The organism is Siminovitchia fordii DSM 16014 = CIP 108821, from assembly GCF_000374565.1.
Classification (GTDB): Bacteria; Bacillota; Bacilli; order Bacillales; family Bacillaceae_C; genus Siminovitchia; species Siminovitchia fordii.
In genome coordinates this window covers 1-21455 of record NZ_KB894685.1, presented here as the reverse complement: position 1 = coordinate 21455, position 21455 = coordinate 1, and the positions used below count along the sequence as shown (strand labels likewise).

The window sequence follows — 21455 nt, the reverse complement described above, 5'->3', positions numbered from 1 at the left end:
CAAACCAAAAAATGGGAGAAAAACCCCATTCGACACCATGTAAAAGGAGGAACTCGTTTTTATGTCAAATCATGCCGCCGAACAAACTTATGTTGCAAAAAATGAATCTATAAGCACAACAGCAGGTGAACCTGTACAGGAATTAAAAAGGAATTTAAAGTCAAGACACTTAACAATGATCGCTCTTGGCGGCACAATTGGAACCGGTTTATTTCTTGCAAGTGGAACAGCGATTCATACTGCGGGACCTGGCGGTGCGCTACTTGCCTACGGCGCAATTGGAATGATGGTTTATTTCGTCATGGTCAGTCTAGCAGAAATGTCAGCTTTTATGCCTGTGGCCGGTTCTTTCAGCACGTATGGCTCCCGTTTTGTCGATCCAGCACTTGGGTTCGCTCTTGGCTGGAACTATTGGTATAACTGGGCCATTACAATCGCTTCAGAATTGGCAGCGGTTACCTTAATTATGAAATTCTGGTTCCCTGACAGTCCTTCCTTCCTCTGGAGCGGGTTATGTTTAGGGATTATCTTTCTATTGAACTATCTTTCTGTCAAAGGCTTTGGTGAGTCAGAATATTGGTTTTCCATGATTAAAGTTGTAACCGTTATTGTTTTCTTGATTGTCGGTGTTCTGATGATTTTTGGAATTATGGGTGGAGAGTTCATCGGATTTAAAAATTTTAATGTAGGGGAAGGACCGTTTAACGGCGGTTTTATGACGATTTTAGGGATATTCATGGCAGCCGGATATTCCTTTCAGGGAACTGAACTTTTTGGAGTGGCTGCCGGTGAAACGGACAACCCTTCCAAATCCATTCCCAAAGCGGTCCGTTCTGTTTTTTGGCGAATACTTCTGTTCTATATTTTCGCCATATTAGTCATCAGCTTAATTATTCCATATACGACGGAAAGTCTGGCAAGCGAGGATGTAACCGTAAGCCCTTTCACTCTAGTGTTTGATCAGGCAGGCATCGCTTTTGCTGCATCTGTCATGAATGCGATCATTTTAACTTCCGTAATGTCTGCCGGCAGCTCAGGATTGTATGCTTCTACCCGAATGTTATGGGATCTGGCAAGGGAAGGAAAGGCCCCCAAATTCTTTGGACAACTTGATAAAAGAGGCGTACCTGTCCGTGCTTTGGTTGCAACATCATTGGTAGGATGCTTAGCCTTCCTTGCCTCTTTCTTTGGGGACGGCGCCGTCTATATTTGGTTGTTGAATGCATCAGGGATGTCGGGCTTTATTGCTTGGGTAGGCATCTCACTAAGCCATTACCGGTTCCGGAGAGCATATGTGGCACAAGGACGGAGTCTTGATGACCTTCCGTACAGAGCGAAATGGTTCCCTTTTGGACCTCTGTTTGCCCTTGCCCTATGTATTTTAGTTATCCTTGGACAAAACTACAGCGCTTTTACAAATGGATCCATCGACTGGAATGGCGCACTTGTCTCATATATTGGACTTCCGTTGTTCATAGCCGTTTGGCTGGGATATAAGGTTGTTAAGAAAACGAAAATTGTCCCATTGAAAGAATGTGACTTCAATGTAGTTGGAGACAAGAGCGAAAAATCGACTCAATGAAATGAAGTGAAAAAAGAGAATTAGAGGGGACTACTGTCTAAAATCCTCCAGCCGCAATCTTGATGTTTAATTCAAAGATTGCGGCTATTTTACATAAATATTCATTTTTACATTTAACTTTTGTTCTTAGAGCACTAGATTTAGTAAATATTAAATAGAAAAGAATGAGGACATGACAAGGATGGTTGAAGTGGTCATAAGATGCAATAAAAAGGTGTCTTTTTAAGGTAATCTACGTTTATCTTGTTTTTATCAGACATTCCCCAACAGGTAACGTGTAGAAAAATTTTAGAATTCCGTCAATTGACGAAATTGGAAGATTATAATACTATCAATCTATATTACAGTAATATTAAGACCCCTTTAAAAAGAGTGATTACATTTAGAGGAGTATCCCAGTTTTTACAAAAGTAATTTGTAAGCGAATACATAAATGTGTAATGGTTGAAAAATATTGTGAACCGGTCTTATAACTTTTAACCGGAACGATCAACTCTTGACAATCACGAATCCAGAATGAGTCTGGAAGTAAAAGTATATGAGAACAGCCAACAATGAATGGGGGAACCTATATGAATATAACAAAAGTATCTGCAGGGAAAACAAATACGTTGGACCACACTAAAGCTCCGCTTTATGAAGCGCTTTGTATATACGAAGAAACAAACCGCACCTCGATGCATGTGCCTGGGCACAAAGACGGACGAGTATTTGATAAAGCTGCCCAACATCATTTTTCCAAGATATTAAAAATTGACGCCACTTGTATAAAAGGGATTGATGATCTGCATCAGCCAACTGACTCGATCTTGGAAGCACAAACGCTTGCAGCGGATGCTTTTGGAGCTGATCGAACATTCTTTCTTGTTGGCGGAAGTACAATCGGAAACCTTGGAATTGCACTTACACTTTGCAGCCCGGGAGACAAAATCCTGGTTCAGCGCAACATGCATAAGTCGGTTTTCAATGGATTGCTGCTTGCTGGTGCCCATTCGATTTATATGGCTCCGGCTATTGAATCTGAAACAAAGACGGCAATGGTAGCCGAGCTTCATCATATAGAAGCGGCATTAGCAGAAAATCCCGATGTAAAAGGGGTATGGGTTACGAATCCGAATTATTACGGTATGAGCCAGGACATATCCCGGTTAGCGGAAATTTGCCGACAGCAAGGGATCCCGTTAATTGTAGACGAAGCACACGGTGCACATTTCGGTCAAGCTGAGGAAGTTCCACCTTCAGCGCTTTCGATGGGAGCAAACCTCGTGATCCAATCCACTCATAAGATGCTTACCTCCATGCATATGTCCTCAATGCTCCATGTCAAAGGGGACTTGGTGGATCTCGAACGGTTGGCAAGAGTACTCGGTATGATCCAATCAACCAGCCCATCGTATTTGCTTCTTGGTTCACTCGATCTTGCCAGAAGATATTTGGTGGAGCACGGAAGGGAACATTTAAGAGAGACTGTACAAAGATTGGAAAAAAAGAGGACAGAACTATCATTAGAGTTAAAATCACTTTCAATCTGGGGAGGTAGCTCCGAGGTCCAACGAAGGGATCCTCTAAAATGGATCATTTCTTCAAAAGATGAAGTTGTTTCTGGTTATGAATTGCTGGACCTCTTTTATGACCAGGGAGCAGTTGCAGAAATCGGAGACCCCCGGAATATTGTCTTCCTATTCTCCTTAAATGAAAAAGAGGAAGATATTGATAAGGTAGTGGGTGCTATCAAAGCAATCGATGAAAAATTGCAGGAGCTTGCAGTCATTCCTCATGAAAAGAAAGAGATTATCATGTTTGATGAGGAAGGGACCGTATATGAGCCCAATATGAGCTTGCAGGACGCTTTTCATAGGCCGCGTCATAAGGTGAAATTGGATGATGCCATTGGCTCTTTATGTGGTGAAACGGTCTTGCCGTATCCACCTGGAATTCCCTTATTGAATCCAGGTGAGGAAATAACAAAAAGACATGTTGATACAATCAAGCAGCTTCACGAAATGGGGGCATACTTCCAAAGCCCTTCGGATGATTCGATGGAAACTCTATATGTAATCAAATCATAATTTTAAGCCGTGGGCATATAAATAATGGGTTCGCATGGGAAGTACGATAAATATATTCATACTAAAAGGGAGTCTATTTAACATCTAAACTAGACTCCTTTTTATTATTGACATATATAGGTGTTTTTCATCTTTATCACCTTCATTAACACTAATATATGATTTAAAATCATTGTTATTGGACATAAAAAGTAATACTCACACTATCTCTAAAAAGGATCCCTAAACTAAATCTGAATACTATAAACAACTGGCACATGGTGAACAGAGAGGGAAATATATTGAGGACCAATACATACACTGCCATTGCTCTTATATGAATTATTAAACAGCTTGTTAAAGCTTCAGAATGGCGTTATTGATGATGATCGTTCTATCTACCGGTACCATTAACTAATGCTCGTGGTGATGTAAAAAGATATTTTTCACCAAACTTTAACCCTAAATGTTCACAAATCGATTTTTAGTTTGTCCTTCAAAGCAAAAGATGCTGTAGGAACACCTGCAAAAGAATTGGAATCACTAAAAAGGCTTTTAATTCAAAAGACATAATACATACAATAAGGAGTGGTTGTTTTGGTCTTATCTACTGAATTATGCGAAGCTTGTAAAATAAATTCGATAAGCGTTGAAGAGGAATCTGATGATGAAAATCAGCCGTACAGGCTTTGTCAAGGTTGTCGTGATAGATTAGTAAGGTATTCTCTCAAGCCTATTGAGTGGTATAACCTAGCAGTTATACATTCTCCAAAAAAATTTTTATTACATGATGATTTTTATGATGATGATGGAGAGGCTGCTCAACCAGAAGAAGAAGTAGATGTATCTGATAATGATATGGCACCATCCTTAGAAGATGTTCAAAATGATATGGAGTTGTTGTTAGATTTCTCAATTACGAGATGGTTTCTCGACGATGATATAATATATGCTCTGAACCAGCATGATAAAATTTCACTTTTAAATTCTGTTAAATCTCGATTTTATGAGACTGTGAATGACGAAGTGAAGTCTAGAATGTTAGAAATTGCAGCAGACGTTCTTGGTGACATTGCTTCTGATTGGGTTAGAGAACTTTGGGATCATTATGATGAGAATTTTATAATTCAATTATCTTGGGCAACATCAAGTAGTTTACCTGCTAAAGAAGGGTTGAATTACGTCTTCGAAAAATTACAATCTTTAAGTGATAAACAACTACCTATTTCTGCATTTTCATGTTTACACAGATTCCGCTCAAATGACGTACTTGATTGGATAGAAAAGAACTGCATAGCGTTTCACGATCATTGGGGCAGGTTAGCAGCTCTATGCTTTCCGACTTGGGAGAGGATGAAAACATGGTTAGCAGAAGGACGACCTCTTAGTTTGGTTGCATTAGACACAATGGCTAAATGCGCAGCAATAGGTAACGACCCTTATGTTGAACGTTTCAAGCCGAAAATACTGAAAACAGATATGAGTGAAATTAACACTGTATTAGACAGTTATTATGAGAACGATGATGTACCTCGTGTTAAGAATAAAAGAGAAAGAATTTTAGACCATAAAGAAGTTATTTTTGAGTAATATTAAGGCAACCAAAATATGGCTGCCTTTTTTAAATGAAACAAAGAAAAAGCGTGTGGTTAATCCAACAAGCCAAAAATAATGTAACCAGCTAAATAGCAGGTTAATTTTATGTTATGTATATGACTATTTATATATTTTTTATTTTTGTACTTCTAAAACCCGAATCCGTTATAATATAAACCCCGGCTTTATTCATGATAAAGACTTTAGATGCAGGACAGTTTCTTTTGCTGCGGTTAATATCGGGAGCCGAGAAACGATCTGGTTGGCGACATGCTCCATGCTATATTGTGAAAGCACGATGACATCCACCTTCTCCTGTATTCCTTCTACCATTGATAGTACCCGGTAATCATGTTCCTCCAATTTCCCCTGCGAAAGAAGCTGGAATGCTCTATCATCCACTTTGGAAAATATCTCTATGTTCGGTTTCCTTCTCTTTAAATAATTGCATAGGGCGATGGGCGTCTCTTTGACGGTGGATACAAGCCCGATTTTATTATATTTCAGTGCTTTATCAAGCATTGCTTGGTCCGAGCGTAGTATGGGAACATGAAAGATTGTCCTCAACACGTCGACTGCATCATTAAATGCGGAGCATGTCAGTTGGATGACATCCACTTTTGATTTAACTGCAAGCATGCATAGGTCCCTGAAGCGGTCAACCATCTCATCTGTCAAAAATCCAGATTTTTCCATCATTTTCAATAAATCTGAATCTAATATATGGATATATTCTATATCGGGTGCATATATTTCGAAAGCCTTCTCAATAGGTTCAATAGTATTCTTTGTAGCGGAAATGAGGGCCACTTTCACTGGAATCACCTCTAACTATTTAACTATATTTAATTATAACTTAATCAAAGGCATTATAGAATCATATTCGGAAATACCGCTCACACTAGGTCAGGGGGCGAATTGGATTAAGGAACAATTCCCTTCATTTGAAAATTGGTATCTGCAGCATGATAAAAGGACTGCTCATGGGTTTTTGTGCAGTCCAATGATAATAACTTTTGTTTATGTTGAGATCTGTTTCGCAGATTCCACCGGTTCTTGGTCATTTTCAGAGCCCTTAACCGCAGACAAACCGACTCCGACTAGAGTGAAGATGCCTCCAATGACTGATAGGTAAGTAGGGACTTCCCCAAGCCACATCCACGAAATTAAAAGAGCTGAAGCAGGTGTGAGGTAAAGTGAGCTGGTAGCTTTTGCAGCTCCTGCTTTAGAAATCACATAAGCTAAGGAAAAATAAGGAATAATTGTAGGGATAAGGCCCAAATAAATCACCGACAGTGTGGAAGAGGTTGATGCTTCTCGAATTTCCGTACCTAAACCCGGTAGAAATAACATCATAAAAATAGTTCCTGCAATAATCGTATATATATTCAATTGGATAATTCCGTATTTTTTAATATAGTTCGTTTCAAAGGTAAAAAAGAAACTTTCACCAACAGCTGCAATCAAGATCCATACAATTCCAATGGAAATTGCTGAAAATGAACTGCCCGTACCGAATGAGATAAGCATCACTCCAAGAAATGCAACAAATGAACCGATCCAGCCGATTTTTGATAGCCGATCTTTTAAAAACACTGTGCCTAGAATAGCCGAAAAAATCGGCGTTGTAGACACCAATAAGCTTGAAACCCCTGCACTTACTGTTTGCTCTCCGAAGCTTAATCCCGTGTGATACACTGTAAATCCCAAAAAACCAAGAATCAGTATGACGGGAACATCTTTTATATCAGGCAGCTCAATTCTTCTCACCCATGATAGTAATATCAGTGCTGCAGAGGCAATCAGCATTCTAAACAATGCAAGGTGTTCGGGACTGAACGATTGAAGCCCAACTTTGATCCCCGGAAAGGCGGACCCCCATATCAAAACAGTCACCATAAAGGCTACCATTACTCTTTTGTTCATCTCCATCCCCGCTTCGATCATGATAGTCATTTAATAGGTTCTATATTAAAATAAAAGCTACATCATTTCGCCAACCAATTTAGACAGAAAAAAACCAACAACATGAGACAGGGAAGGAGGGAGAATGATGAAGAAAGTACCGATGTATGCCCGGATTGCCCAATTGATCAGGCAAAAAATTGACAGAGGGGAGTGGGTAATCGGGACTAAAATACCAACCCAAAGAGAATTGGCGGAACAGTTTCAAGTCAATCGAAGTACTGTTATTACCGCTATTGACATCCTAAAATCGGAAGGTCTGCTTGAGGGGATTGCCGGCAGCGGGATTTACGTAACCAACAACAAGTGGTCCCTTTTATCTTCTGTTTCACCTCCAAACTGGAAGGAACTGACACAATGGGCCATGCAGCCATCAAGTGATAGTACCGTACAGCTCATTAATGATTTGGAATCAAGGAAAGATTTAATTCAGTTAAGCAAAGGAGAACTTGGACCTGATTTATATCCTCACGTTGAAATAGAGAAGTCACTGATAAAGGTTTCAAGACAATTGAAGGAATTTGGATATGGGAATGGTCTTGGAGACAGGGGATTACGGGAGGAAATAAGCAGACACCTTTTAACGCATGGTGTGGCAATCGCCCCTGAAAACATTTTGATTGTTTCAGGGGCACTACAGGCTCTGAAACTCATTTCAACCGGAATATTGAACAAAGGGGCTACCGTTTTTTTGGAGAACCCGTCTTATCTACATTCCATCCATTTCTTCCGGCCGGAGGAAATGGCGATCAGGCCCATTGCGGTTGATAGAAATGGATTGAGACTTGATGAATTATTTCAACACAATTTTTTTAAACATTCTTCTGCTTTATACATTAATCCGACTTTTCATAATCCGACAGGCACAACAATGCAGGCTGAGCAAAGAATGTTGCTAATGGAAAAGTCCCAGACCTTGCAGCTTCCTGTTATTGAAGATGATATTTTCAGAGACTTATGGATTGATGAACCGCCTCCGCCACCTTTAAAATCGTTGGATATACATGGGCAGGTTTTATATATTGGCAGTTTTTCCAAAACAATCGCACCCGGACTTAGGATCGGATGGCTTGCAGGTCCGGAAACCGTTGTAAAGCGTTTGAGTGATGTCAGGATGCAAACCGACTACGGTTCAAGCTATATATCTCAGTTGTTAGTTAGAGAAGTACTTGCTTCCGGACTGTATGAAAAACACTTAATCAAGGTACGGGGACGACTAAAAGAAAAAAGAGACTTTCTTTTGTATTTATTAAATAAGTATTTTACTGATGACGCCATATGGGAAAAGCCTGCAGGCGGGTTTTTTATAAGGGTTGTTTTGAAAGAAAAAATAAACTTGCACAGACTATACAAAGAGTGTCTGAATCGCTCGATATTAATCAACCCAGGTTTTATTTACAATGATCCAGCTCCCTCCATTAGACTCTCTTATGCTTACGCCACCGAAAAGGAAATGGAAGAAGGGATCATTCAGCTCAAAAAAATAATAAAACTCATACATAATGTATAAAATTGGGCATTCTATGTATGAATTCATATTTAATGAAGATATTAGGTGTATTTGAATGATAAATGAAAAACGGCTAAGAAAAATGTGTTTTTTTGCAGTCCTTTCGTTCATTGGTTTTTGCAGCATGGCTATCCTTGTCAAGGCCCGGATTTTATATCGCTTTGAACATACAGTTATTCATTTTATTCAGGGGCTCGAATCCGAGCCTCTTACTATAGTCATGAAGTTTTTTACACGGATCGGTTCATTTCCATCCATAATGGTCATCTTTTTGCTTGTATTGATCATTCTTGTTTTTTATAAAAGTAAAGTGAAACTGCTCATATTTGGTGCAGTGGTTTTGGGAACCCCTATCCTCAATACAATTTTAAAACTGTCATTTCACCGGGTCCGTCCAAATTTACACCGCCTGATTGAAATAGGAGGTTACAGCTTTCCAAGCGGGCATTCAATGAATGCTGTTTCGGTATACTGCGTAATCGCATATCTTCTATGGAATCAAATTCCTGGCCGGATAGGACGCATAGTTTTGATTATTACCACCAGTTTATTTATCCTCATGATTGGGATAAGCAGAATTTATTTAGGAGTCCATTACCCGAGCGACGTTCTAGCGGGATATCTTGCAAGTAGCTCCTGGATACTCGCAGTCATTTGGTTTTATCATAAATATGTAAGCAGGGGATAAAGTAATCTTGTACACATGTACAAGATTTTTTATATTTCTAAAAAATTGCTATCAGCGGTTCTTTGTTTGCTGTTCGTTACTAGCTATTAAGATTGAGGAGTCGCTTTTAGGAATTCCGGAAATTTCTACGGGATTTGTAAGTATCTTTTATATTTTTGTTTTTCATTCTCAACTTGTTGATGAAATAACCTTTTGGAAACAGTACTGATGGCAAGGAGGGAAAATGAGGAGTATCGGATTTCAATTAATATATTCGCAAATTGATTTCTAGATTATTATAATTCATATGTGTATACTTTGATATGGAGTATTTACAATGAAAGGGAAGAATTGAATGGATCAAACCAAACAATCAAAGTCATTAAGGTTCTTAAATTTTATAGAGGAAAAAGGGAATAGGCTTCCTCATCCTGTTTCAATTTTTGTTCTATTTACATTTATTGTCATCGTTTTATCCCATATTTTCTATTTAATGGGAACGAGCGTGACTTTTGAAGGTGTAAACCAGGAAACAATGGAGACAGAAACTCAGACAGTAAAAATTGTCAGTTTGCTTGTCCCCGAAGGCATTGCGTATATGTTCTCCAATGTTGTCAGTAATTTTACATCTTTTGTTGCATTAGGACCCGTTTTAGTTGCCATGCTGGGTGTAGGAGTGGCTGAAAAAACAGGCTATATTGGTGCATTGATGACAAATACCGTAACCAAAGCTCCCAAAAGGCTTGTAACACCAATTGTTGTACTGATAGGAGTGCTTTCCAATGTAGCTGCTTCTGTTGGTTATGTTGTACTTGTACCACTCGGCGCAATCATTTTCCTTGGGTTCAAGCGCCATCCTCTGGCAGGCTTGTCCGCTGCGTTCGCTGGGGTTGCTGGAGGGTATTCAGCCAATCTTTTTCTCGGTACAAATGACCCTATTCTAAGTGGCATGACGACAGAAGCATCTCACATTTTGGATGCAGAATATATTGTAAACCCTACAGATAACTGGTTTTTCATGTTCGCATCCACTTTTCTGATTGTATTGATTGGAACAATCGTGACCGATAAAATTGTTGAGCCCAGACTAGGAAAGTTTGTTCCAAATGAACCAATTGAGTATCCACACACGATTACCGGTATAGAGAAAAAAGGGCTGTTTTGGGCAAATATATCCATACTTATCACCATTATTGCCATCGCATTATTGGTGCTGCCTAAGAACGGATGGCTCCGCGGTGAGGGAGGGAGTATCATCCAGTCACCTTTTATGAGCAGTATTATTTTCCTGATGATGTTGATCTTTCTGATTCCCGGTATCGTTTATGGGATTGTGACCAAGACAATTAAAAATGATAAAGATATTGCGAATTTAATGTCATCCTCGTTGGAGACGATGGCCGGATTTATTGTTTTGATATTTTTTGCCGCACAGTTTATCGCATTATTTAATTATACGAACATGGGTACGTTAATAGCTGTCAAAGGAGCCGATTTTCTGCAATCTATCCATTTGGATGGAATCCCATTACTGATCGCCTTTATACTTATTTCAGCTTGCATTAACTTATTTATTGCTGCGGATTCTGCAAAGTGGGCAATTATGGCCCCGGTATTCGTACCGATGTTTATGCAAATGGGGATTTCCCCAGAAATTACTCAAGCAGCTTATAGAATAGGCGATTCGGCTACGAATATCATTTCTCCGCTTATGCCATTCTTTCCACTTGTAGTGGCATTTGCTCAAAGATATGGGAAGAACAACGGAATCGGAACAGTTGTTTCACTCATGTTGCCTTATTCGATCATTATTCTTGTTTGCTGGACTATTTTCTTTGCTATATGGTATTTTATAGGCATTCCGGTTGGTCCCGGAACAAGTCTGACTTACTGAAATTAAACAGGTAAGAAAGGGATGTATATATGAAGGTGACTACAACATGGACTGGTGGTCGTGCATTTACAGCTGTGGGGGATTCCGGCCATAAGATCCATATGGATGCGACAGAGGCATATGGGGGATTGGAAAAAGGTGCTACTCCCACAGAGATGCTCTTGAGCTCATTGGCTGGCTGCATTGGGATTGATGTAACGATGATTTTAAGGCCTTTTTTGGACAGAATAAAAAAACTTGAAATCATTACGGACGGTAGCAGGAAGGAAGAAGCGCCTAAAGGATTTACAACTATAGAAGTCACATTTGTTGTGGATGGTGACATTGATGAAAAGAAGATTTGGCGCGCCATCCGATTGGGAGAAGAAAAATATTGTTCAGTATCAGATTCATTAAAGGCGAAAATCAATTATAGATTAGTATTGAATGGAGTAGAACAATAATCTAATATTATTTTAAAGGGGAGCATATAGAATCACTATCTGCTCCTCTTTTTACATATTGAAAAAGGAGCAACACCATGAGTTCAAATGAATTGGAAAAGAAAATCATCGAAAGCTACCGCAAAGATGAGAAAATGATGATACTTGTATTTGCGCAGTGGTGTATCAATCACGATTTGGATCCCGAAGAATTATATAAAAAAGCCTATCCGGGGCAGCGGGAAAATGATGCTTTGAAAGAGGCAATGGAATTGACCGTATCAAAGGAAGAATCCGGAGATATACCGGATGATACATTACTCGGAGTTCTTTCCTTGTTCGGGAATGAGGACTTGGCTTTTGTAGTGACAGAGGAAATAGAGAGAACAAGAGGGAAATAAGGGGGAAACGATCTATCATGTCAAATAACGAAGAGGGAAAAAACAAACTTAAAGTCATTCAATTTGATAAACATAAAAACACACTAATTGAATCGCTGCAACCTCAGGAAACTTTTGATGATGTCGGCGGGTTGGAAGAAGTTAAAAAGAAAATCAGGATGAACTTCATTTTACCGCTTCAAAATCCGGAGTTTTTCAAAGCCTATGGAAAAGAAGCCGGCGGCAGCCTCCTACTATACGGACCGCCGGGTTGCGGTAAAACTTTTCTGGCAAGGGCGATTGCAGGGGAAATTAACGCCAATTTTCTCCATATGGAATTACAAGCCATCTTATCGATGTATGTAGGACAAAGTGAGCATAATCTTCATGATTTTTTTGAAAAAGCACGTGAGCAAAAGCCTTGTGTCCTATTCATCGATGAATTGGATGCACTTGGTGGGAGCAGACAAAATATGGGACATCACCATGAGAGGATGCTTGTCAATCAATTGCTTGTAGAGCTAGATGGGCTCAATTCTCACAACAATGGAGTGTATGTCATCGGAGCAACAAATACCCCGTGGTACTTGGATCCGGCTTTAAGAAGACCGGGAAGATTCAATCAGTTGATTTTTATTCCACCGCCAAGTGAACAGGAAAGGGAACAAATACTTAAATTAAAGGCGAAAGATAAACCGCAGACTAAGTTGAATTTTAAAAAGTTTGCCGGCAAGTCACAGCATTTCTCCGGTGCAGATCTTGAGCAGCTTGTAAATGATGCGATCGAATCCGCGCTTCACCGTTCATTGGAGACGGGAGAATTGCAGCCGCTGACTGACAACGATTTAAACCAAGCTTTAAAAGGAAGGAAACCATCTACTTTGGAATGGTTTTCAACAGCAAAAAATTATGCAACATTCAGTGATGTAAATAGAGACTATGAGCATGTACTGGATTATATAAAGGAAAATAAAATTCGTTAGGAAGTGAGTTTTCGTTGAATGAAAGGCTTCAATACTCACAGTTTGAAAGAATTGTCCAGCTTCTTGACTGGAATCGGTATCAAGAGTCCATCAAAGAAGCTGAGGCGTACATACAAATGTACCCTGACGATTCGGACGGTTTTGCACTGTTGGGTAAGATATTTTTGGAAATGGACGAATATAAAAAAGCCCTGCATTGGTCTGAAGAAGCGCTGAAAAAAGATCCGGAAAATCCACTGGCGTGGGAAGTCAGGGCGGGGACCCTCTATACTCAGCAAAATTGGAAAGCTGCCAGAAAAACAATTGAGGAAGCGATTAGTCTCTTTCCAGAAAACAGTTATTATTATTTTTTGGAAGGAAATATATACAACCAAGATGGTAAGTTTAAGCAAGCGGAGAAAAGTTTTGAACATGCTTTGCGCATAGAACCATATAACGCACTTTATCTTGCCAATTACGGATATGTTCAAAGTTTGCTTGGAAATAAGCAGCTTTCAGTTGTGATGGAGAGGCAGGCATTGGAATCTGATCCTGAACATCCATTGATATTTTTATACTTGGCCTGGGCAGCGGATCAAAGGGGAGACGTTGAAAATGCGCTCTTATTTTTGGAGAACGCTGTTCGTATGGATCCTGACAATCCGCAAACCCGCACTGAATATCTGGAGATTTTGCAGAAACAATATAAAATTTACCGCTTTTTTCTGCTTCCTTCAAAGTTCTTTTCAAAAGTTAAGCCTTGGGTTGCCATTTTACTTTGGATTCTTTTATGGATTCTTTTCAAACCCCTTGTCATTCTGTTTATCATTTTATATGCCGCAGCTCATTGGAGTACGAAGTTAATTGTCAATTATAAAGTTTTCGGAAACGCATTTGTAAAAATCAAAAAGTAAAGGGAGAGGAACTGTATGATTGATTTGAATTTGATTCGGGAATCCCGGGAAAGAATAGGGGACATCGTAAAAAGAACTCCTATCATGACTTCGGAAACGATTTCCAATGATACGGGGAATGAATTGTTCTTTAAATGTGAGCATCTGCAAAAAACAGGCGCTTTTAAAATCCGTGGGGCTTCAAACAAGGTCATTCATGAAGCTCAAAAAAATACTGATCATGTGATTGCCGCTTCTTCCGGTAACCACGGACAGGCAGTGACTTATATAGCCAATCAGCTTGGAATATCCTCCACTATTGTTGTACCTGAAGATGCCGTAGCATGCAAAAAGGACGCAATCAGAGCTTATAACGGAAATCTCGAATTTTGTGGCACTACATCGGAAGAGCGGATTGAACGAGCTAAACAAATAAGTCAAGACGGTAAAGCTGTATTCATTCCCCCTTATGATGACCCTTTCATTATGGCGGGGCAGGGAACCGCCGGGTTGGAAATTCTGGAGCAGGTTAATGATATTGATGAAGTGTACGTCCCTATTGGGGGTGGTGGGCTGATTTCAGGAGTTGCCACCGCCATAAAAGAAACGAATCCACGGATTCGTGTCATTGGGGTGGAGCCGGCCATTGCCAATGATACATATGTATCGCTTAAGGAAGGAAAAAGGATCAATAAAGGTGCCAGCACTACGATTGCAGACGGACTAAGGACTTCCATACCAGGTGAGTTGACATTCCCTATTATCCAGAGGTATGTGGATGACATTGTCCTTGTTGATGAAGAATCGATCAAGCAATCATTTAGTTATGTATTAACAAGGATGAAGCAGTTGATTGAACCTTCAGGTGCAGTATCGGTGGCAGGAGCCTTGAAAAGGAAACCTGAAGGAAAAAGGATTGTTGCACTGATTTCAGGGGGGAACATCGATGGAGACGCCATACCGAAACTTTTAATATAAAAAGGGAGGAAAACTCAATGTCCCAATTGGTTGTATTGTATGGAAGCAGCAGGCCTAATGGCAATACAGAACTTTTGACAAAGAATGTTATCGCAGGATTGGACGCAAAGGAAATTTACCTGCGGAATTTTACCATTCAGGCAATAGTTGACGGCCGCCATTTGGAGCAAGGATTTACCGATGTGGATGATGATTATGACAAGATCATCAAACAGGTTGAAGAGAGCGATATCGTTCTTTTTTCAACTCCCCTATACTGGTACAGCATGTCAGGTTTGATGAAAAATTTCATCGATCGTTGGTCTCAAACTTTACGAGATCCGAAGTTTCCGGATTTCAAAAACAAAATGAGCAGCAAAAAAGCGTATGTCATAACTGTCGGAGGAGATGAACCTCATATGAAAGGCTTGGCCATGATTGACCAGTTCCGGTGGATATTTCAATTCATCGGGATGTCATTTGAAGGGTATATTATCGGCGAAGGCAATAAACCGGAAGATGTTTTACATGATGACATAGCCCTCCTTTCCGCTAGTAAGTTAAATGAGGAGCTAAAAGCTTTGAAAGCTGCATACTGAGATTCTTATTTCAACTGCATTGTCCAAGTGGATCTTATGCATTCCTTTTGCACCAAGTATACACGGACGAAGACCCCTTCGGTCCCGATAATATAGAGCTTATGCTGAATCCCGGAAAAGAAACAAGGTTTGCTACTTTCTTTCGACGCACCAATCACTATAATTGTTGTTCTTTTTACCACTGTTTTCGGAAAACGTTCTGAATAAGTAAGATTCGGATAGATCCCGTTGGCGGTTCACTGGACAACTTACTGTTGCTTTTCTATTATTAATTTTCTTGTAATTTAAACGTAGTAATTATATAATAAATTCATAATCTGTTATACAACAATGATGTTTCCCTGATCGACAGAGCATACAGCTCACTTTTTTATAATAAAAAAATTTCTGAATAACATGTGTTATGTTTAACTCCGAAGACTGGAGGTCTTAATAATAACGATTTGTCACGCTTGAGGTGATCATACGTCTTGCGTTTTCTTATTGTAAAAGCGTTTACAGTGTGTAATAAAGCATATACATAATGCATGAATTTAAAATTCATAGGTTCATAGATTACTGGGTCGATTTGGGAATATGCTGGAGAAAAAAGTAGAAAAAAATGGGAGGAAAAAGAGCATGGATCAAAAAGTTGTAGCCCCGGAAACCGGCAGTTTTGCCAACTATCCGCAGCAGCCGCACGGCGGAAAACTGGTTGATAGGGTATTAAAAGGGAAAGAACGGGAACAGGAATTGATTAGGGCAAGGCAGTTGCCTACTATCATGGTAGATTTGGAAGCTGTGATAACGCTTGAAATGATAGCTACGGGCGTTCTGTCGCCGAATGAGGGTTTTATGAACGAGGAGGACTATAAGTCGGTACTCTATGAAGGCCGATTAAAAAACGGTGTAGTCTGGCCAGTTCCGCTTAGCTTTGCACCAATTGGGAATCGAAATAAAGAGGTGGTTGCTTCTCTTTCCATTGGTGATGAAGTTGCATTGGCCGATGAAAGCAAAGAACCGGTTGCCATTTTGAAAATAGAAGATCTTTTCGCATACAACAAAGAAGAGCGCGCTGCCCAGCTGTTTGGGACTACGGATCGGAATCACCCGGGCGTAGACTCAATCTTCCGAAGGATGGGGGACGTTGCATTAGGTGGACCCATTTCGCTTTTACGGCGGGTCGATTGGGGACCATTTGAAAAAATCCGTTTGGAGCCCAAAGATACTTGGAGAATTTTTTATGAAGAAAAGAAATTCCGTTCGGTAGGCGGATTCATTACCGGTGCGAACCCGCTTCATAGGGGGCATGAATATATTCATAAGAACGCACTTGAAACTGTCGACGGTTTATTAGTCCAGCCTCTTGTCGAGATGGCCAAACGGGAATATACCAGGAATGAGTTTCGCATGCTTTCTTACCGCAGTGTCCTGGATGCTTATTATCCGAAAGAAAGAGTTTCTCTTGCTCCGTTAAGGGTCACATACATTTTTGCAGGGCCGCGGGAAACTGTATTGCATGCTTTGATCATGAAAAACTTCGGATGCACCCATGCACTAATTGGCCGTGACCATGCGGGAGTCGGGGATTATTACGATAAGTACGCAAGTCATTCGATATTCGATGAGTTTTCACCGGACGAATTAGGCATTGATGTCCAACTGTACCATGAAGTTTTTTATTGCACACGCTGTTCAAATCACGCAACTGAAAAGACCTGTTCCCATGATGAACGATTCAGGCTGAAAATTTCAGGAACGGGCATCCGGGAAATGCTTCGTCATGGAATTATGCCACCAAAAGAAGTTGTCCGCCCCGAATCTAGTCGGATCGCCATGCAAGGCATCCAGCCTAAAGGCCTGGATGAAAACCAGCGGTCTATTTCTCCGGTGGGCAAAACGATAAAAAGTATGTTCCCATTCTATTTGGAGGCAACACGTCTCGGTGGCACATACCGGCGAGAGAAGCTGACACCCGAGGAGTTGACCATACGTGATTTGGAAGCCGCAACGATGGATGTTCGTTTGAATGCAGATCGTATTTATCAGGACATCTACGAAGAGTATACCTATGTCGGAGATGCGGATCGCGACATGCAGAGACAATGGGTAACCGAGGCCCGCGAATCCTTGCGGCATCAGCAGGAAATGGTTGTTGAAGACCTGGAAGAAAAAGTGAAACAGGCCCCGGAAACGGCATCCGATGAATTTTTATATCAGGATAAAGTAGAATCGAAGCGGGAGTTGGAAGTAGCCAAGAGAATACTTGAGGACATTCCTCCGGCATTACGTGCTGATAAATTGGAATATCGCACATGGAATCCGCTTCCATATAATCGCTACCGTGGCAGTGATGAGCCTGAGGAAAAATAAAATATTGTGAATAGACAATTTATACAACCCCTGCATTATTAAGCGGGGGTTTCAATATGTCGTTGAAACCGGAGAAATTTGCAAATTATACCCGACTTTGGTCATATTTCCAATTATCAGGTCGAAAAATTAGGTCTATGGATGTATAATAAGTTATTGGAACAAATTAAATACGGAGAGGGGACCCAATTTTGATGGAATGGACATTGGGAGGTTTGTTTGCAGCCTCTGCCTTATTGCTCATTATATCGGGAATCAAAGGACGTAATGCCTCTAAGGAAGAGATGAAAGAGCTCGATATGATTCATATATCAACTATGAATGAGATAAAAGATATAAGGGAATCGATCCGCAACATGGAGCTTGATATAGAGGTCATTATGAAGGAATCCGGTATTCAGCTATCATCAGAGCAAAGAGTTCTGATGCGTGAAGTGTTGGATTTGTATAATCGTAAATACTCAATCGAAAACATTGCGGCGGACAAAAATTTATCAGTTAACGAAGTTAGGCAGATAATCGCTCCTTACATAGCTGGAAAAAAAGAAAGGAGCAAGGTTGCAAATGAGATTTAATCCATTGGCCAGCTTTGCAGCAGGCATTCTCCTAGCTACCGCAATCAGCAGTGCTGCTTATTTTTCAGTTAAAAGTGAAGCTTCCAAAGCTCCGGTCAAAACAACAGAAAAAGAAACAGTTACAAGTGTCCAGCCGTCTGAAGCGGAGATGATAGCCGATCTTGAATCCTCCGGCTATATTGTTCAAACTGTTGAAGAATATGATAAAAAAGTGAAAGAAGCTAAAGCAAAAGAAGCTAAAGCAACAGAAGATAAAGATAAAGAAAAAGATAAAGAAGTAGTTTATCGTGTTGTAATCAATGTCACCGACGGGATGACCAGTATTGACGTAGGGAAAATGCTTGTAAAAGCTAAAATCGTTGATGATGCCTTCAAATTCTCAAAAGCTGTCGAGAAGAAAAAAGTGGAGAATAAACTACGTCCTGGCTCGTATGAAGTGGATAGCGATATGTCCCAGGATGATGTGATAGCCGCGATTTTTAAATAATAGGTAAATATAAAAGACCGCCAAATATCCTGCCTGGGTTTCAGGCCGGAATTTGGCGGTTCTTTATTTACCTATGAAATTTTCCGTATAAAAGGGTCTTGACTCAGAATCAAAGGCTACTCCAACACCCAGTGAATTATAATCCGTACTCAAAATATTTTTTCGATGGCCCATGGAGTTCATTAATCCTTCATGGGCAAAAATACTGCTCACCTGGCCGGTTGCAATATTTTCTCCAGCAGCCATATAATTGATATTATCTTTTTCTAGACGGTCAAAAGGGGTTAAACCATCCAAACTATCATGGCTGAAATATTTTTTATCAGCCATATCTTTACTATGCTTTCGCGCTGTCACTTTTACATGCTCATCCCAAGTGAGTACTGAAAGACCATTTTTTACTCTAGCAGCATTTGTAAGGTCAAACAATTGATATTCGAAACCATTCTCTAATTTTTCAGTGCCCGCTGCAAAGAAATCTTTTTTCTGCTTCTCGAGATTTTTGCTGATGATTTGCAAAGCTGTGATGGTATGATCTTTATGTTTATCAAAAAACACAGTAACGTAGCAATTATCGAGTTCATAAATGTTGTATTCTCCATCGTTTTGCACTTGATACATGACGAACCCTTTTCGAATCCCTTTGATTGGCTCACCTAGCTTTTGAACAACAGTTTCTTTTGAATCATTGAGTTCAATTCCCGTTTTTGAAGAAATCAAATCCTGATTAGTATATAATGCGGCAACTTTTCCCTGATCATCATAAGCAGCCATAAAGAAATTTTGGTAGTTTTGATGATAGGTGAACCATTTGACGCCATATTCATTATAGGAAGCACGCTGTTCCTTACCTGCCTGTTTTTCAACTTCGTCCATTGGATCGCCAATCTCGATATTGTGAACTGAAAATGTTTGTTCCTCAGGGGTTTTTAATGGAGGGATTTCCACTTGTTCCTGAGGCTCAATCCCTTTGAGTTCATTTTTTAAAGAGTGATATCCTTCCTCCAATTTGTCAATGATATTAGAAAACTCAGGCTGTTTTTTCACAGATTCAGAATACGAGCGAAAGGTTTCCATAACGGATTGGACAGATGTAACCACTTGTTCATTGCCCTGCTTATATAAAATGAATCCTGCAATTAAAAGGAAAATAAATACAGTTCTAAAGAACTTCAAATATTGTTCGCTCCTTATTTATCAAGTAATGTTCTCAAGCACAAAATCTACATATAGTTCTATTCTATAATGAACATAGTGAAAATGGAAACAAGCTGTAATGGTAGTTAAAGGATACAATACCATTTTGAAGATTATCATATCACACATAGGAACATACAACTCGCACTCAAACTATAGCAGCACATATTATGATGATGCTTCAGAGGAAAGTTAATATAAAGTTGGGATTGACCACTTAATATAACTAAACATAAAGAGGTGTTGTCAAATAATATCTGGCCCCAAAGCGTCAACCCACGTAACGAAGGGATTGAAAAAGGTGAATTTACGAAAAGAGATTTTAGTTTTTAAAGAGTCACGATGCTTGTAACAATGTTAAAAAATAAAGTTGTGCCGTTTATAAGAATATGGCGGTGGATTTTTCCTTATATATTTTAGTCTAAAATTATTTTCTTTTTAACTAAACGGGGAATATAATTGAATTATAGGTACATATAAAGAAAAACAAAGATATTATAAGGAGGATCTATATGTTTCAAACCTTAGACCATTTTTTAGAATCTTGGGAGTTCGAGGCTAATGCTACACAGAAAATACTAAATAGTCTAACTGATGAATCACTTAAACAAGAGATAACTTCAGAAAATTGGACTTTAGGCCGTATTGCTTGGCATAATGTTGCCTCCATTCGCATAATTACTTCAAACACAGACCTAACGTTTGATGCCCCAGTTGAAGATTATCCTGTTCCTACTTCGGCTCAGTTTATAGCAGACAGCTATCATCAAGCCAGTAATGCATTTGTACAGGCGTTAAAAGCCCAATGGACTGACCATACACTTCAAGAAAGTATCAACTTTATTGGTCAACAAATACCCAATGGTTCACTTTTGCTGTTTTTGATTCAACATCAAAACCATCATAGAGGACAAATGACTGTTCTAATGCGACAGGCAGGATTAACTGTTCCAGGCATTTATGGTCCGTCAAAAGAGGATTGGGTAAAGTTTGGTATGGAAGCGCCGTAAATGTAATCAAACTTTTTTAAAAAGAGGTTAACCTATTACAATATAAAAGAGCATGTTTTGAACAATCTTTTTTCAAAACATGCTCTTTCCTCGATTTGATTAAAATTTATCCGAACCTATACTGGATATCCTTTCATTACCTTTCATCATCCTGCATTTGTGACCGTCAAGTAGAATGAAACAATTTTTGCTCGTTATTTTGAAACACTTTGTTCCCCAAATATGGTAGAACGATGCTTCATACGATAACTATCTTCATTTAAATGAATGATTTCTACTCGGTGAAGAATCCTATCTAGAATTGCTGTTGTTATAGCTTGATCACCCAATAATTCTCCCCATTCTTTTGGTGCCTTATT

General features: G+C 39.6%; 20 protein-coding genes. 16 read left to right on the top strand and 4 right to left on the bottom strand.

Annotated features, from left to right (window positions below):
- The first annotated feature begins 61 nt into the window (after nucleotides 1-61).
- The 3 genes from C509_RS0100100 to C509_RS0100090 all read left to right on the top strand — a co-directional run bounded on the left by C509_RS0100100 (nucleotide 62) and on the right by C509_RS0100090 (nucleotide 5220).
- Nucleotides 62-1582 (top strand): amino acid permease, encoded by a 1521-nt coding sequence (locus C509_RS0100100; RefSeq protein WP_018704854.1) that lies wholly within the window; start codon nucleotides 62-64, stop codon nucleotides 1580-1582.
- 572 nt (nucleotides 1583-2154) lie between these two features.
- A complete protein-coding gene (locus C509_RS0100095) occupies nucleotides 2155-3651 on the top strand; it encodes an aminotransferase class I/II-fold pyridoxal phosphate-dependent enzyme (RefSeq protein ID WP_018704853.1) in 1497 nt (498 codons plus the stop codon).
- A 567-nt stretch (nucleotides 3652-4218) separates the two neighbouring features.
- Complete coding sequence (locus tag C509_RS0100090; RefSeq protein WP_373315300.1) at nucleotides 4219-5220, top strand: hypothetical protein; 1002 nt, start codon at nucleotides 4219-4221, stop codon at nucleotides 5218-5220.
- Between the two features lie 195 nt (nucleotides 5221-5415).
- Here the strand turns inward: C509_RS0100090 and C509_RS0100085 are convergent, their stop codons facing one another.
- Nucleotides 5416-6042: an aspartate/glutamate racemase family protein gene (locus C509_RS0100085; protein ID WP_018704851.1), complete on the bottom strand. Its 627-nt coding sequence runs from the start codon at nucleotides 6040-6042 to the stop codon at nucleotides 5416-5418.
- Between the two features lie 204 nt (nucleotides 6043-6246).
- Nucleotides 6247-7182 (bottom strand): DMT family transporter, encoded by a 936-nt coding sequence (locus C509_RS0100080; protein WP_245542404.1) that lies wholly within the window; start codon nucleotides 7180-7182, stop codon nucleotides 6247-6249.
- 97 nt (nucleotides 7183-7279) lie between these two features.
- Between C509_RS0100080 and C509_RS0100075 the strand changes: the two genes are divergently transcribed.
- The 12 genes from C509_RS0100075 (at nucleotide 7280) to C509_RS0100020 (ending at nucleotide 18889) form a co-directional block, all read left to right on the top strand.
- Nucleotides 7280-8701: an aminotransferase-like domain-containing protein gene (locus tag C509_RS0100075; protein ID WP_018704849.1), complete on the top strand. Its 1422-nt coding sequence runs from the start codon at nucleotides 7280-7282 to the stop codon at nucleotides 8699-8701.
- A 55-nt stretch (nucleotides 8702-8756) separates the two neighbouring features.
- On the top strand, nucleotides 8757-9389 hold the full coding sequence (locus C509_RS0100070) for a phosphatase PAP2 family protein (RefSeq protein WP_018704848.1): 633 nt from the start codon (nucleotides 8757-8759) through the stop codon (nucleotides 9387-9389).
- Between the two features lie 334 nt (nucleotides 9390-9723).
- Nucleotides 9724-11262, top strand: coding sequence for an AbgT family transporter (locus tag C509_RS0100065; protein WP_018704847.1), 1539 nt, complete (start codon nucleotides 9724-9726; stop codon nucleotides 11260-11262).
- A gap of 29 nt (nucleotides 11263-11291) precedes the next feature.
- Complete coding sequence (locus C509_RS0100060; RefSeq protein WP_018704846.1) at nucleotides 11292-11705, top strand: OsmC family protein; 414 nt, start codon at nucleotides 11292-11294, stop codon at nucleotides 11703-11705.
- 77 nt (nucleotides 11706-11782) lie between these two features.
- Nucleotides 11783-12085: a hypothetical protein gene (locus tag C509_RS0100055; protein WP_018704845.1), complete on the top strand. Its 303-nt coding sequence runs from the start codon at nucleotides 11783-11785 to the stop codon at nucleotides 12083-12085.
- Nucleotides 12086-12102: 17 nt separating this feature from the next.
- A complete protein-coding gene (locus C509_RS0100050) occupies nucleotides 12103-13047 on the top strand; it encodes an ATP-binding protein (protein ID WP_018704844.1) in 945 nt (314 codons plus the stop codon).
- A gap of 14 nt (nucleotides 13048-13061) precedes the next feature.
- Nucleotides 13062-13940 carry a tetratricopeptide repeat protein gene (locus C509_RS0100045; RefSeq protein WP_018704843.1) on the top strand — a complete coding sequence of 293 codons (879 nt, stop codon included), beginning with the start codon at nucleotides 13062-13064 and terminating at the stop codon, nucleotides 13938-13940.
- A 15-nt stretch (nucleotides 13941-13955) separates the two neighbouring features.
- Entirely contained in the window at nucleotides 13956-14897 is a 942-nt protein-coding gene (locus C509_RS0100040) for a threonine/serine dehydratase family protein (RefSeq protein ID WP_018704842.1), read from the top strand.
- A 17-nt stretch (nucleotides 14898-14914) separates the two neighbouring features.
- Nucleotides 14915-15475, top strand: a complete 561-nt coding sequence (locus C509_RS0100035) for a flavodoxin family protein (RefSeq protein WP_018704841.1) — start codon at nucleotides 14915-14917, stop codon at nucleotides 15473-15475.
- A gap of 618 nt (nucleotides 15476-16093) precedes the next feature.
- A complete protein-coding gene (locus tag C509_RS0100030) occupies nucleotides 16094-17827 on the top strand; it encodes a sulfate adenylyltransferase (RefSeq protein ID WP_018704840.1) in 1734 nt (577 codons plus the stop codon).
- 194 nt (nucleotides 17828-18021) lie between these two features.
- A complete protein-coding gene (locus C509_RS0100025) occupies nucleotides 18022-18402 on the top strand; it encodes a hypothetical protein (RefSeq protein ID WP_018704839.1) in 381 nt (126 codons plus the stop codon).
- 4 nt (nucleotides 18403-18406) lie between these two features.
- Nucleotides 18407-18889 carry an endolytic transglycosylase MltG gene (locus C509_RS0100020; protein WP_245542403.1) on the top strand — a complete coding sequence of 161 codons (483 nt, stop codon included), beginning with the start codon at nucleotides 18407-18409 and terminating at the stop codon, nucleotides 18887-18889.
- Nucleotides 18890-18952: 63 nt separating this feature from the next.
- Here the strand turns inward: C509_RS0100020 and C509_RS0100015 are convergent, their stop codons facing one another.
- On the bottom strand, nucleotides 18953-20065 hold the full coding sequence (locus tag C509_RS0100015; RefSeq protein WP_018704837.1) for a CAP domain-containing protein: 1113 nt from the start codon (nucleotides 20063-20065) through the stop codon (nucleotides 18953-18955).
- Nucleotides 20066-20598: 533 nt separating this feature from the next.
- Between C509_RS0100015 and C509_RS0100010 the strand changes: the two genes are divergently transcribed.
- On the top strand, nucleotides 20599-21096 hold the full coding sequence (locus tag C509_RS0100010; RefSeq protein ID WP_018704836.1) for a DinB family protein: 498 nt from the start codon (nucleotides 20599-20601) through the stop codon (nucleotides 21094-21096).
- A 194-nt stretch (nucleotides 21097-21290) separates the two neighbouring features.
- Here C509_RS0100010 and C509_RS23090 read toward each other — a convergent pair.
- On the bottom strand, nucleotides 21291-21455 hold a 165-nt coding region (locus tag C509_RS23090; RefSeq protein WP_033369568.1), incomplete at its 5' end, for an ATP-binding protein.